Source organism: Mesorhizobium sangaii (genome assembly GCF_014207355.1).
GTDB classification, from domain to species: domain Bacteria; phylum Pseudomonadota; class Alphaproteobacteria; order Rhizobiales; family Rhizobiaceae; genus Mesorhizobium; species Mesorhizobium sangaii.
The window spans coordinates 1,421,241-1,435,960 of the sequence record NZ_JACHEF010000001.1; the positions used below are offsets into that span (position 1 = coordinate 1,421,241).

Below are 14,720 nucleotides of genomic sequence, written 5' to 3' on the forward strand. Positions count from 1 at the left end.
AGTCGCTCCAGTCGAGCCCGTCGCTCCGGTCGAACCGGTGGCGCCAGTTGCACCTGTGGCTCCCGTTGCTCCGGTCGAGCCAGTGGCACCCGTCGAGCCAGTCGCTCCAGTCGAGCCCGTCGCTCCGGTCGAACCGGTGGCGCCAGTTGCACCTGTGGCTCCCGTTGCTCCAGTCGAGCCAGTGGCACCCGTCGAGCCTGTCGCTCCGGTCGAACCGGTGGCGCCAGTTGCACCTGTGGCTCCCGTTGCTCCGGTCGAGCCAGTGGCACCCGTCGAGCCTGTCGCTCCGGTCGAGCCGGTTGCTCCAGTCGAGCCGGTTGCGCCAGTTGCACCTGTCGAGCCAGTTGCTCCGGTCGAGCCAGTTGCGCCTGTCGAGCCCGTCGCTCCGGTCGAGCCGGTTGCACCTGTCGAACCGGTTGCGCCAGTCGAGCCAGTCGCTCCGGTCGAGCCGGTTGCTCCAGTCGAGCCGGTTGCGCCAGTTGCACCTGTCGAGCCAGTTGCTCCGGTCGAGCCAGTGGCACCCGTCGAGCCTGTCGCTCCGGTCGAGCCAGTGGCACCCGTCGAGCCTGTCGCTCCGGTCGAGCCGGTTGCTCCAGTCGAGCCGGTTGCGCCAGTTGCACCTGTCGAGCCAGTTGCTCCGGTCGAGCCAGTTGCGCCTGTCGAGCCCGTCGCTCCGGTCGAGCCGGTTGCACCTGTCGAACCGGTTGCGCCAGTCGAGCCAGTCGCTCCGGTATCACCCGTGGCGCCGGTCGCACCTGTGGCTCCGGTTGCGCCAGTTGCTCCTGTATCACCGGTTGCGCCGGTCGAGCCCGTCGCACCGGTATCGCCGGTCGCACCCGTGGTTCCTGTTGCACCAGTGTCGCCAGTCGCACCTGTCGAACCAGTCGCTCCGGTCGAGCCGGTTGCGCCGGTCGAGCCAGTCGCTCCGGTATCACCCGTGGCACCAGTCGAGCCGGTCGCACCGGTATCGCCGGTCGCACCCGTGGCTCCTGTTGCACCAGTGTCGCCAGTCGCACCTGTCGAACCAGTCGAGCCGGAGGCGCCGGTCGAGCCAGTCGCTCCGGTATCACCCGTGGCGCCGGTCGCACCAGTCGCACCTGTGGCTCCGGTTGCGCCAGTGGAGCCCGCGGCTCCGGTATCACCCGTTGCGCCAGTCGAGCCGGTCGCACCTGTCGAGCCAGTAGCGCCGGTCGAACCGGCGGCGCCGGTCGAGCCAGTCGCTCCGGTGTCGCCCGCCGCGCCTGTAGAACCCGTGGCGCCAGTGGAACCCGCGGCGCCGGTATCACCTGTGGCTCCGGTTGCGCCAGTCGCTCCCGTCGAGCCGCCCGCACCCGTCGCACCCGTGGCTCCGGTCGAGCCGCCTGCGCCGGTCGAACCTGTGGCTCCTGTTGCGCCCGTCGCACCCGCGGCGCCAGTATCACCTGTGGCTCCGCTTGCGCCAGTCGCACCCGTCGCGCCGCTCGCGCCCGTCGCACCTGTGGCTCCGGTCGAGCCGCCTGCGCCAGTCGCACCCGTCGCACCTGTGGCTCCGGTCGAGCCGCCTGCGCCAGTCGCACCCGTCGGGCCGCCCGCGCCCGTCGCACCTGTGGCTCCGGTCGAGCCGCCTGCGCCAGTCGCACCCGTCGGGCCGCCCGCGCCCGTCGCACCTGTGGCTCCGCCTGCGCCAGTCGCACCCGTCGCGCCGCTCGCGCCCGTCGCACCTGTGGCTCCGGTCGAGCCGCCTGCGCCAGTCGCACCCGTCGGGCCGCCCGCGCCCGTCGCACCTGTGGCTCCGGTCACACCCGTGCCGGTAGCGCCCGTGGCGCCTGTCGCACCTGATGGGCCACTTGCGCCAGTAGCCCCTGTTGCACCCGTCGCACCTGTGGCTCCGGTCGCACCCACGCCGGTAGCGCCCGTGGCGCCTGTCGCGCCGGTCGGGCCCGCCGGGCCCGTCGCGCCCGCCGGGCCTGTCGCGCCAACTGTACTGGTGCTGAAGCTCCCAACATCAAATTGATTGCCGCCGGCCCCATTGGAGGGACCCGCTGCGAAACTGTAAGTATTACCGACACCCGGAGTAAGTGTGCCATATAAATTGAAGCCGGCGTCGTAAATCACATAAGTATGAGTTTCATTTGGTATTGTAATAGTTATCGCAAATTCGCTGACAACGCCATTACCCGATTGTGGCAGTGGAAAGCTGCCAACCAATAAATCAGGATTTGCTGTTGTATCTATTAAATAGTAGGTGTTAATAGTTGAGGAGCCATTCTGATTAGTCAAATTGCCAGTGAGTGTCAGATCGACCGCAAGCACACCGGCGTAACTTGCCACCCCATCCGGGGTCAGCGGCGGCGTGGGCGCGCTCGTGCGTGCGGACAGTTCCCAGGCGCCGCCCAGGGCGGCTGCGCCAACCAGCGATCTCGATGCGCCGACGGCCGCGCCGACGGCCTCTTCCAGTGCCGCCACGAAGGTCTCGCCCGCATCCCCTAACGCCGTCTCGCAGCTCCACAGCCGCAGCTCGCCGTCCGCGGCAAGCGCCCTGCCGATCGCGGCAAAATCGTCAGCCGCTTCCTTCAACGTGCCGGTCGACCACTCTCCTGAGGTGAAGCCAACCCGGCCAGGTGCGCCATGTGCCATGATATGGATCGCATCGAGGCTTTCGTGCCCTGCGAGCGCGGCAGCGATCTGCTGCGCGGCCGGCCGGCAGCCATCGAGCACGACAGCCTGGACTTGCGCTCGCACGTTGCCGAGAACCGTCTCGAGGTCGGAGATTGAAGGATCCACGAAGAGAATTTCAGAGGCACGGGCCATGACTGGCTCCTGTTGGCTTCGAATTCGATTCAAGGGGAAACCGCCCACCGGCTTGGCCGGCGAGCGGTCGTAAGGAGAAGGAGCTTGGGCGCGGTCATCTTCCGGACGGGCCGACGGCGCCGTCGGGACGTTCAACAGCGGGGCTCTCTACGCGGAGGAAGCTGCAGGGCTGGAAATTCCCGCCATCTTCAAACGTGCCAATCGCAAATGAGCCGGCTGCGGCTGGAACCTTGACAGTGAGAGCGACGGCGAGGCTTCGCTTGACGGCTTTGGGAAGAACGACCTGACCGACGATGGCGTTCTTGGCCGTGTCCAGAATAAAATAAGGCACATTTTCGGTCGTATCGCCGATAGGCAAGACGCCTCTGACGGCGACTTCCATGACCGCAAACCCTGCTATGTAGCTCATCATTGTTCTCCTCGGTCGGCGGCGGCTGGGCCACCTGCTTCTCTTGTTCGTACCCTTAGGTTCAATCGCTGGTTTCAATCGCCGGCGAGCGCACGCGCTCGCCGAAGCCGTTCGCGCCTGCTATCGGTCCGGTGCGCATCCGCGTATGACGGGCAGGTCTACGAGACGGGCGGGCAAGGCTTGACAGCCTCTTCGTCACGCTCGATCGAACGGTGCGCCACTTGTCTTCGCTGAGGTGATTGAGGACCCCGCAGGCCCTGCCGGCGGCCAGCTGCGGATGATTGAGGGGTTGACCGAAGCGGGCGCCCGCGTCGCGGCCGCATCGTTTCATACGCCATATTACACTCACCACAGCCAACTCCCGTAACGCGTGTCTCGAATTCTCGACGACGACTTGCGAGGGAAGCGACTGCTTGCGAGGGAACATCAGGTTGGGAAACGCCGGCCTTGAGTTCAAGGCGTCACGACATCTTTACTTGCACCCCACCGCACACTCTGTGCGCCCTCACGCACGAAGTGACTTGCTCCAGACACTCTCTAGGCTCACAAACTGCGCAGACCGACAGGCATCCTGCCCGGTCCACGGCTACCCTCCATGCACAAGACATTAGTAAAATCTAAAATTAGCAAGTTGTAAATAACCCTGTTAACAATTTGTTAATTATTGAACACGGGTAACTACTTTTCGGTCGACATCTACATGGCGCTCGTGGGCCAAACGCGTCGAAAAATCCGAGGCTTAAGGGTGCCCCCCTTGGTTCGCGTCGTGCCCTCACGATATCGTGACGGAGTTGGCTCGTGAGCGATCGAGCCGAACGGAGCGCTTGATCGCCGAAGGCTGGTTCAGCGGGACGTCGAGACCCTTGCGGCGGCGGACAGCCCTAGCTAACAATGGATAGCGTGGGGGTCGCGTTTGCAAAGGAAGGGACGAGCGATCCTTTGCATACAGGTCATGCGAATGGCCGAGGCAGGGGGGTATTGCGCATGGGGCATGAAGGTCGGACAAATCCGCATCGGAGCGGATCGCTGCCCCAGACGGCACGATGGCATAAAAGTGACCGCCTCGGCCCGCAGTTATCCGGGGAGCAGACAGTCAGCATATGACAAGCCGCAAGCGCCTCTGCCTCAACATGATCGTCAAGAACGAGATGGCAAATCTCGAGCGCTGTCTCGGCGCGGTTGCAAGCCACATCGACTGCTGGGTCATCGGCGATACCGGCTCGACCGACGGGACACAGGATTTCGTCAAATCGTTCTTCGCCGCCCGCAACCTGCCAGGCGAGTTGCACGAATTTCCATTCCACAATTTCGAGCAGGCGCGCAACGCCGCGCTCGATCACGCCTATGCCTCGCCGCTCGCTTATGACTATCTGCTGTTCGACGACGCCGACATGGAGTTGGTGGTCGAGGACGCGGGCTTCCGCGAGGGGCTCGACAAGCCAGGCTACCGGCTGCTGCAACGCTCGGATTCCGGCCTCGCCTATTGGAACACGCGCCTTGCCAGGCGCGACGCGGGCGCACGCTACCATGGTGTAACCCACGAATATCTCGACGTGCCCGGCGGCGTGCAAGAACTACGCAGCGCCTGGTACAAGGACCACGCCAGCGGATCGAACCGGGTGGACAAGTTCGAGCGAGATGCCAGGCTTTTGCTGGAGGCGCTTGAAAAGGATCCGGACAATCAGCGCTACTGGTTTTACCTGGCGCAATCCTACCGCGACGCCGGGCGGACGGCGGAGGCCGCGGTGGCTTACGCCAAGCGCGCCGCGATGGGCGGCTGGGACGAGGAGGCGTGGAACGCCCGGCTGCAAGAGGCGCGCTGTCTGCGCACGCTCGGCGACGAGGCCGGCTTCATCGGCCAAGCGCTTGCCGCGTTCAACCAGCGGCCGCAACGTGCCGAGCCGCTGTATGACCTGGCGCGGTTCTACCGCGAGAAGGGAATGAACGACGCCAGCGTGCTGTTTTCGGAAGCAGGGCTGGCGGTCAAGCGACCCGAGGACATCCTGTTTATCGAGGACTACGCCTACACGACAGGCCTGCTGGAGGAGTACGCGATCGCGGCAAACTACGCGCGCGATCCCGTGCGCAAGGACCGCGGCTTCGCGGCGTGCAACTGGCTGGCGCTGAACCGGACCATCAGCGATGGCCCCAGGGAACTGGCGTGGTCGAACCTGTTCTTCTATGTGCAGCCCGCCAAGACGGTGATGCCGTCCTTCAGCGCGCGTCCGGTCGGTTTCACGGCGCCCGATGGCTACCGGCTGTCGAAGCCGTCGGTGACCCTGTGGGGCAGCCAGATCGTGCTGTTGCAGCGGACTGCGAATTACACCCTGGCCGAAGACAACCTCCAATACGACACGCCGGACGGAGTGCCGGCTCACACGCGCAATTTCCTGCTCCAATTGAGCGATGAACTCGCCATCCAGTCGGCAAGCGAGATTTTGCCGCCGGCCGACATGCCGGAACCTGCTTTCGACCGGGTTCTCGGATTTGAGGATATGCGCCTGTTCGCCTGGCGCGATGCGCTGTGGGGCGTCTCGTGCGTGCGCGAACTGACACCGGAGGGTTGGTGCGAACAGGTCATCGCGCGCATCGACGAGGGTGGCGCCTGCCGGCTGATCGATTGGCACGTACTCCGTCCGGCAGGGCCGCGGGTGCACGAGAAGAACTGGATGCCGCAAGTCAAGCCTCCCACGGCGGAGGCAGGCGGAGAGAAGCTGCAATTCATCTGTTTCGGTGACTCCATCCGGATAGTGGACGAGCGTGCTGCGACAGTCCTTGAGACGTCTCCCGCGATCGCAACCCACAAATTCAGGGGAGGAACCCAACTAATCGCTTTTGTCGGTGGTTGGCTCGCATTGATACATGAAGTCCAATGGAGGACTGCCGAGAAGCTACATTGGTGCATGCATCGGTTCGTCTGGTTCGACGAAACAACCGTTCTGCGAAAAGTGAGCCGTCCGTTCTTCTTCAACAAAAAAGGCCCTGAATTCGCTGCAGGTCTTGCCTGGCATCCGGATGAAGCGCGTTTGCTGATTTCTTACAGTGTGGCCGACAGCGAGTCCTGGATTGCGACCGTCGATGCGGGGGAGGTCCAGGCCTTGCTGGAGGATGCGGATAGCCTGCCATCGGGCGTGGCTGACACAGCGTCCAGGCTGACGCTGTCGTCACCGGCCTCGCGGCTCCAGCCAGATCATTCAGCGCATACCGCTCCTCCAACCGAAACGGGGATGAAGCCTGACCGTGCTGGTGATGGCGCGGCTGGGGACAGAGGCGAGGCGCTGGTCGAAGCCATCGCCTCCCGCCGCGTGAAATCAACGGAGGAGTTCTTCTATGAGCTTGCGCCGTTTCTGCGCGACGTCGATTCTCCGCTGGAACGGCGGGAACGATCGCGCCGGTTCGACGCGCGGATCAATCCCTTCCTTGGCAGCGACGACACCGCACTTCCCCAGATCAACTGCTTCTATCAGGTGATGTCCGACAAGGCCGAGCATCGTACGCTGATTGCCGCCACAACGTCGATGCGAGCGGCAGGGCATCCGGTGCGGGTGTGGAGCTATGCACCGGAGAAGCTCGAATTCCTCATCCCGCATGGGATCGAAATCCGCAATGCCGACGACGTCATGCCGCGCGCCTTGTTCGAGCGGATCGTCGCCGGCTCCGAGATCAGGTATTTCAGCGACGTCTTCCGCTACGCCCTGCTGTACGAGCATGGCGGGCTATGGATGGATTCCGATGTCGTCATGCTGCGGCCCTTCCCCTTCCGCGGCGATCATTTCTTCAATCTGCAATGGCGGGGAGCGCACAAGGGCCACTTCATCTGCGGCAACGTCATGTATGCCCAGCCCTACAGCCGCCACCTCAGGGCCCTCTACGAGATTTCGATTGAACGTTTCCACAATGCCAACGGCAAGGAGTTTGGAGATATCGGCCCCAAGCTGCTGTCTGACTATATTGCCTCCGATAGGGGATCCGAACTGCAAGAATGGGTGTTCAGCCCGATGTTCTTCAACACGATCGATTGGACTGAAATCGACCGGTTCGAGAAGCCGATAGTGGAACTGGCTGACTATCTGAACGATGATCGCGTAGTCGGCCTCCATCTTTGGACGGCGCGAAACGACGCTCAGCCGGGCGGCGAAGGGGCGCCGCTGATCTCTCAGCTGATCAGCCCGCTCGACAGTTTCCCCACGCTCACAAGTCTCGCCGACCGCTTCAACACCGACAAGAACCGGCACACAGGCAACCACCATTGCTACGCAAGGATCTACGATCGCCTGCTGTCGCCCCGACGGCTGTCCATGCGGCAGCTGATGGAAATCGGGCTGTGTCGTGGATTGGCGGAAGGCAACCAGACCGAGACGCCTTCGGTCAGCCTGTGGCATAGCTATTTTCCGTTCTGCCAGGTCGTCGGCGTCGACCTGACCGATTTTTCTCCGCTGAATAACGAACGTTTTAAGTCGTTCGTTTGCGATCAGTCCAAGCTGGGTGAGTTGCGCGGCGTCGCCGCGAAGCTCGAACCTGGCTCGCTCGACGTGATCATCGATGACGGCAGCCACGCCTCGTTCGACGAGCAGTTGACGCTCCGCGAGTTCTTCCCGCTACTCGCCGAGGGTGGTTGGTACTTCATCGAGGACCTCGATTGGCAGCCGCCGGGCGAGGACGCCGGCAAGATCACGCTTACGAAGACCCTGCTGCGGGAGATCCAGCAGCATGGTAGCGCGCGCTCGGTCGATCCGCTGGGTGTGAGCGCGCTTGCCGATCAGTTCGCCGAGATCCTGTTCTTCGACAGTCACTATGAGCTGAATCGGGCAAGGTTGCTCGGTGGCCTGGTGGCTATCCGCAAGGGCGCGTCGGGGCATGTTCATCAGGCGAGGTGTATTACAGCACGTTGAGTGAAGGGGCTTGATTTGAAAGTTGCGGTCTACACCATCGCCTTGAACGAAGCCGCAAACGCTGAGCGCTGGGCCAATTCGGCCGTCGACGCCGACTATCGCATTGTGGCCGACACCGGCAGCACGGACGACACGGTGGAGCGACTAACCCGCGCGGGGGTAACGGTACACAGGATAGCAGTCCGCCCGTGGCGCTTCGACGACGCCCGCAACGCCGCAATGGCCCTGATCCCGCCTGACGTTGATGTATGCTGTACGATGGACATGGACCGGTTTCTCGAGCCTGGCTGGCGGGCGAAGCTCGAGGCGGCATGGACCCCTGAGACGACAGCCCTTTATTGTCAGACGGTCTACAGATCCAGTGTCGAGGACCCGACGCCGCTGCGAAGCTGGCCGGCGAAGAACTTTCACCATCGCTGGGGATATCGCTTCAAGCGGGCTGTCCACGAGGCTCTGGTCTTGACCAGAGACAAGGAAATCACCGCGAATAGCAGTGATATCGTCATGTTCGAGGTGCAGGACCTCGCCAAGCCAACAAGGAGCAGCTACCTGCCGCTGATGGAAGTGGCACATAAGGAAGACCCCGGCGACGCTCAAATATGCTTCTGGCTCGGACGGGACTTGATGTGGGCCAACCAGCATGATCGTGCCGTCCAACTGCTTGAGCGCTACCTTGCATTGCCGACAAGCACATGGGGCGAAGAACGCTCCGAGGCAATGCGCTACATCGCCCGCATGCGGCCGGAGCAGAAATTGTCCTGGCTGGACAAGGCCCGGATGGAGGCGCCCCATCGGCGCGAAATCTGGCTCGACCTGGCCGAAGAGTTCCATGGCAAGGCCGACTGGCTGAACCTGTTCTGGGCCTGCACCAATGGGATCGAGAAGACGCACCGCACCGGCAGTTATCTGGATGACGCGCATTGCTGGGGGTTTCGACTTTTCGATCTCGGCGCCATTGCGTCGTGGCATCTTGATGTGATGGGTCGCGCCGTCGAGTGGGGGCAAAGGGCGCTTGAACTGGACATGGGCAATCAGCGCCTCAAGGACAATCTCGATTTCTTCATCCGGCGGCGAGAAGAGGCACGAGTACAAAATGATTGAGCTGTCGACATTGCCTCGCGCGCGGCTATTCACGACGTTCGGCACAGTCATGTATGTCGAGCCCTTCACGGGTGAATTGCGACACGGCCCTGTCGAGAGCTGCCCGGCGAACGCATTTTTTGAGCCGGGCAACAGTTCGGGAGGCACGAACCGGCAGGGTCGGCTGATCCATGCCGTCGACAGTTCGCATGAACCGATCGCCTGCAATCCTGACGTCTGTTTTTCCTTCTCACAGTCGCAACACGAAAATCGGGCAGTCGATCCCACGACATTCGAATTGATTCCGCTGGAGCGTGGTTTGCTGACGCTGAAATCCGGCACTCTTTTTTTGTCGGCCACGCCTGACGGCCAAATGAGGCTCAGCGCTCCTGTTTGCAGCACATGGGAGCTATTCATCGCTTCGGAGAACTGGTGCACTGAGAACCCTGGGGGCGAACTTAGCAATGCTTGGCGCTCCAGTGACCTCGCCTTCGATAGAAGAAGGATTGAGAGTTACATCGTTCATCCTTCAATACGGGCGAATGCGAACAGGCAACCTCGCGCCGGTAAGATACTGATCTACGGATACACAAAATGGTCGCATGGTCGGGTGTACTATGACCTATGTAGACACCTGCATGACCGTGGATATATTGTAGATATACTAGACTGGCAGGTAAACCACGCCGATTACTTTCAAAGCATTATCCAATATTATGATCTTATATTAGCAGCCCCCGACGGCATTTCGACTTTGATCGATGGATACCGCGTTCCATACGAAAAAATCATCGCCATTTCACATCATGAGTTTGACATACGAATGTTGATTGAACAGAAAGGGATAGAAGTATTCGACAAGTTTGCTAACTACGGTGTAGTGAGCGAGTATGTTTATTGTGCGTCTATGATGAGGGGGGTATCGAGGCCTCCCACGGTTGCGCCCCTCGGTATAAACTACGATGAATTCTATACCGATGTCCCAGAGTGCTTAACAACGGTTGGTTACGCTTCCTCCATGTCGGTCAAGACATTTGGTGTCGAGTGGAAACGTGGCGATCTTGCGGAGGCAGCCGCGCTAGATGCCGGCCTCGCGTTCAGAGTTGCTGGTTCAACCGGAAATCAAACCTCGTTTCACGACATGCCCAGCTTCTACAAATCGGTAGACGCCGTGGTGACCAGTTCGATCAGCGAGGCTGCTCAACTGCCCGTCATGGAAGCCGCCGCCGCTGGCAGACTCGTGATCGGCACGCCGGTGGGGCACTTCCCGATGAAAGCGTACCAGGGGGGCGGAGTTCTTGCGCCAATCGAGGCCGAAAAGTTCAAGGCTTTCACCTCCGCCACCTTGCGGTACTACAAAGAGAACCCGATTGCCTACGTCGATAAGTGTCGCGCCATACAACAAGCTGCCCGAAGTTTCGATTGGCAATACGCAATTGGCGGATGGATCGATCTAATTGAGCAAGCAAGATCACCGTCTTCACAGCGAACTCCGAGCGCCGGCGAAGATACCACCAATGAAGAGTATCAGTTTACAACTGATTGGTTTTCTAACAATATACCGGCCTGGAAGTCGCTGATTGACGAAAAAAAACCCACAAGGATTCTTGAGATTGGGTCGTTTGAAGGTCGATCAACTTGCTATCTCATCGAGAATTGTTCGAAGATCGGGCCAATCGAGATTTATTGCGTCGACACCTGGGAGGGAGGGGCCGAGCACGACAAAGATGCTATGGGCGAGGTGGAACGGCGCTTCGACTACAACTGTGCTCTTGCAAGGCGACGAGCCACACATGCGGCGTCAGTTATGAAGTTGAAGAAAACCTCGACCGAGGCACTTTCCGAAATGATTACGCGACGAGATGCGGCGTTCGATTTAGTCTATATCGATGGGTCGCATCAGGCACCAGACGTACTTGCCGACGCGGTACTTGCCTTTAAAATGCTTCGCGTTGGCGGTCTCATGATTTTCGATGATTATCTCTGGCGATTGGAACCGGACGGCCAGCAAGATCCGCTGAATATGCCAAAACCGGCGATAGATGCTTTCGTAAATATTTTCCAACGAAAACTTAGAGTCATGGCCGGATTTCCAATTTGGCAGCTGTATGTCGAAAAGAAGTTCCAATGATTTAGTTGCCCCTAGAAGGATGCTTGTGCGTTGTCTTTTTGGCAGGACCGGATAGTGTCTGAGCGAGCACTGACAGCTCGCATTCTATGCGCTATTACGTTTCACTTCGATCGGTCCCGCCTTGGTTACTTGGCGGAAGTCCTGCGTTCCCTGGCCGAATATCCGGTAGCCGCGATGGACGTCATAATCGTAACGAACGCAGTCCACGAAGATGAACTAGGTCTACTCAAGCGCCTTTGCAGAGAAACGCTATCGAAGAACGGGGGGGCGGTCCGCAGTTACGGCGATCTTACTGACCCTTGGGATCTGACGTGGTGTCACAAGGCGATTATCGCCAGGGAATTCCTCCAGGAAAATCACGGTCGCTACACGCATTTCATCTATCTAGAGAATGACATTCGCCTTAGCTTCCTCAATTTTTGCTACTTCGTCGAATTCCGGGAGGCGCTTCGCGGATTTGGGCTGGTGCCGTCGTTCATTCGGGTGGAATACAGTACAGCTTTTGGTGGCTTCACCTCCAGCGACGTTTTTTGGCCGGTTTACGTGCCGGTTCAGCCCCATGTGTTACTGGGCGACATCGTTCTCGCGAACATGCCAAATCCGTACAATCCCATGTTCATCCTCGATCTCGAACTGGGTGCGGAATATGTCCAATCGCCCTCATTCGACCGACAGGCAAGCGGGACAGTATGTCCGTGGGGTGTGGCGGAGCGGGCTGCTATGGGGCTGTGCTTGGAAAATGTCCCGGCGCCTTTCCAATGTCGCTACGTCGTTCCAATTTGTCAGAAAACAGACGCGGTTCCGGCCTTTGCATGGGTGTGGCACATGCCAAATAACTATGCCGGCAATCCGCACTCGCCGTTGGGCAAGGTCCGGATGGATCAGATGTTCGTCGGCGCGGGAGAACTGGGGCAAGACGGCCGCTGGAGCATGACAAATCCCGTGGGAGCCACCACTGGCGATCGGGAGGATGGGAGTTTGCCAACCGCCGATGAGTTTGCCCAACGTTACCACGTTAGGGTTTCTGGCGGAGCCGACATCGACGCCATAGATACCGACGCTTCGCTGGTAGTCGAGGATGTGCCGGCGTTCCGAGATCAGTATTATCTAATTACTCATCACGATACCGTCGTTTTCGCAGATACCGATTTGAGGCTGGTTCGCCACGCACCTTTTGGTATCGCGCCGTGGAACCTGGTGATTGAGTTGACCGATCAGAAGGGTCGATTGCTGATGCGAGGAAAATCTCCCGGAGAGGTTCGCCAGCTATGGGCCGGGAGATCGGACAGCGATATCAACGCACAAATGGGTCGCGCGAACCTCGATTGCGATATTGAGAATTTTTCCGATGGCAGCATCGGTATCCGTGCTGGTGACAACTATCTAGGATCGGACCTAGATGGTGTGGTTTACAGAAAGAGCTGGTGTCGGGATTGGGAGCGTTACCTACTAGTTAGAGCGGACACGATCGAAGGCCTGGCGCTTCTGCGCCGTTACTCTTGGTTAAGCCACACCGATCGACAGTTACGCTCCTTGGCCGCGCAGCCCATCGACTTCGGCAGAGAGCGCCCCGCTGAGTCCAGCGCGCTGGCGGCATCGTGTGCACCAGGAACCGCTGCGTTCCGTCGCAAGATCGCATTCGGGCCAACTTCTCTGAAACTGATCGAAAGGCGCCCGCAATTCGTCTTTGAGCCATGCAACCCGGCCCTCGGGCAAATCATTCCCGAGCGACTAAGAATATTCGACAGCGGCACGGAAACCCAAAGCGATTTCTCGCTCTTCCGACCGCTCGTCCATTTCTCGCTCGGAAACGAGGATTCGCAGCTTGAAAAGCTTCGGCATTCTCTGGACTCGTTGAGCCGCCAGACGGGACTTGCCGCCACGATCAGCATTGCGAGCGCTCAACCCAATGCGCACCTGAGGCAGCAGATTCCGGAGCCGTATCGCAGTGATGCCTTATTTTTGAATCTTGGATCAACCTATGACGACATGACTGGTGCTTTGGAAGGCATATTCGACTATCATCCTGTGGTTCTTGCGAATGCGGGATGCTCATTTGGTACCGATCTCGAGGAAAACCTCATAAGGCTGCTGCTCTTGCGCAAGGGAGAATTGGCGCTGGGCCCTGGAATGGCAGCGTACGCAACCGCGCCAAACCTTCCGGCGTAGTTCAGAGACTCGGAAGATCCCCGGCGCAGAGCGGCGTAGGCTGCAAAGCCAAACCCGACAGGAAACTCGTCATGAGTAGGCGCGATTTCGCGCTTCGTTTGGGATCAGCGCTTAGGACGTTTTCCGGGAGTCTGAGCCGTGATGCCACAAACGCCGTGCCTCAGTTCTTCGGCGACTGCAATATGGGGAGACTATCCCAATGCAAGTAAGCGTATTGAATCACATAGATTTGGAGCGGGAGTTCCAATACGTTAAAAATAGGGGTTTCTTACAACCGACTGAACTCTGTCAGATAATGTCGTCGTACGGTAGCGACAAAGGGATCGGGTTTCATAACTACACCGTGGCCTACGACTGGCTGTTCTCCAGGTTTCGCAACGAGAAACTCGCACTGTTTGAGTTGGGACTGGGTACAAATAAGGTGGGAGCGCCTTCTTCAATGGGTGCCGAGGGAAAACCGGGGGCGTCGCTGCGCGGCTGGCGCGCGTACTTCCCGAATGCACAGATATACGGAGCCGATATCGATTCCGACATTCTGTTTGAAGAAGATAAGATTCAGACATTTTGGACCGACCAAAGGAACCCTCATGCAATTCGGGGACTTTGGGAGGAAGTCGGAAATGTTATGTTTGACGTTATGGTGGACGACGGACTTCATGAAGCCGCGGCCAATATTTGCTTCTTTATCGAGTCTTTTGTGAAACTCAAGCCGGGTGGTGTTTACGTTATAGAGGATATCACACCACTTGATGCTGATCTCATGGCCTCCTTCGTGCGTTGTATGGCCAGCGTTTCCAAGTACACGATCTACGAGGAGTTGGATCATCCCCTGAACAAAATCGATAACAGGCTTGTCATCTTTCAAAAGGCCTGAGCTGCGAACATGGTCTCGTTGGGCTAGGAATATCCTCGCGTGACCAGCTGCGGAAAGATGGCGATAGCACCATCGCCTCGGCGAAGCGGCTCATGCGGTGAAGTGGGGGGCTTGGCCACCTGCCGCTGTCTGGGTCAACGATTGGCCTCGAACGATTTGACGGACGCGTAAGGTCGCAATAGCCTTTTCATCGACGGCGGCCAGGCTCGCTTGATACGCGCTATGCTTCCAAACCTTCCCCCTTGCGGATCAAGATGGCATTCTAATTCGGGGCGGTGGGACATCAGGCATCGAAATGCTAAGGCGAGATTTCGTTACACTGTTGGGGGGCTTTGCGGCTGCATTGAGCGGCCGGGACACCCCGGGAAAAGGTTA

The 14,720-nt window shown here is 59.6% G+C and carries 7 protein-coding genes; 5 read left to right on the top strand and 2 right to left on the bottom strand.

The features are described 5' to 3' along the window. Together HNQ71_RS06865 and HNQ71_RS06870 are read right to left on the bottom strand one after the other, a co-directional pair. Positions 1–2,790 (bottom strand): DUF4347 domain-containing protein (locus tag HNQ71_RS06865; RefSeq protein WP_184872265.1); only part of this gene is annotated, 2,790 nt, incomplete at its 3' end. Between the two features lie 94 nt (positions 2,791–2,884). Further along, positions 2,885–3,199, bottom strand: coding sequence for a hypothetical protein (locus HNQ71_RS06870; RefSeq protein ID WP_184871764.1), 315 nt, complete (start codon positions 3,197–3,199; stop codon positions 2,885–2,887). Between the two features lie 1,391 nt (positions 3,200–4,590). On the opposite strand from HNQ71_RS06870, the gene HNQ71_RS06875 reads away from it, so the two are divergent. From HNQ71_RS06875 to HNQ71_RS06895, 5 genes are all read left to right on the top strand, one after another. Further along, complete coding sequence (locus HNQ71_RS06875) at positions 4,591–8,091, top strand: glycosyltransferase (RefSeq protein ID WP_184871765.1); 3,501 nt, start codon at positions 4,591–4,593, stop codon at positions 8,089–8,091. Positions 8,092–8,106: 15 nt separating this feature from the next. Then, positions 8,107–9,192, top strand: a complete 1,086-nt coding sequence (locus tag HNQ71_RS06880) for a glycosyltransferase (protein ID WP_184871766.1) — start codon at positions 8,107–8,109, stop codon at positions 9,190–9,192. Next, a complete protein-coding gene (locus HNQ71_RS34620; protein WP_210333753.1) occupies positions 9,185–11,302 on the top strand; it encodes a class I SAM-dependent methyltransferase in 2,118 nt (705 codons plus the stop codon). Before HNQ71_RS06880 ends, HNQ71_RS34620 begins: the two co-directional genes overlap by 8 nt. A gap of 174 nt (positions 11,303–11,476) precedes the next feature. Next, the gene (locus HNQ71_RS06890; RefSeq protein ID WP_184871767.1) at positions 11,477–13,471 is read left to right on the top strand and encodes a hypothetical protein; all 1,995 of its coding nucleotides are present in this window, start codon (positions 11,477–11,479) and stop codon (positions 13,469–13,471) included. 199 nt (positions 13,472–13,670) lie between these two features. Further along, the gene (locus HNQ71_RS06895; protein WP_184871768.1) at positions 13,671–14,345 is read left to right on the top strand and encodes a hypothetical protein; all 675 of its coding nucleotides are present in this window, start codon (positions 13,671–13,673) and stop codon (positions 14,343–14,345) included. Positions 14,346–14,720 lie beyond the last annotated feature (375 nt).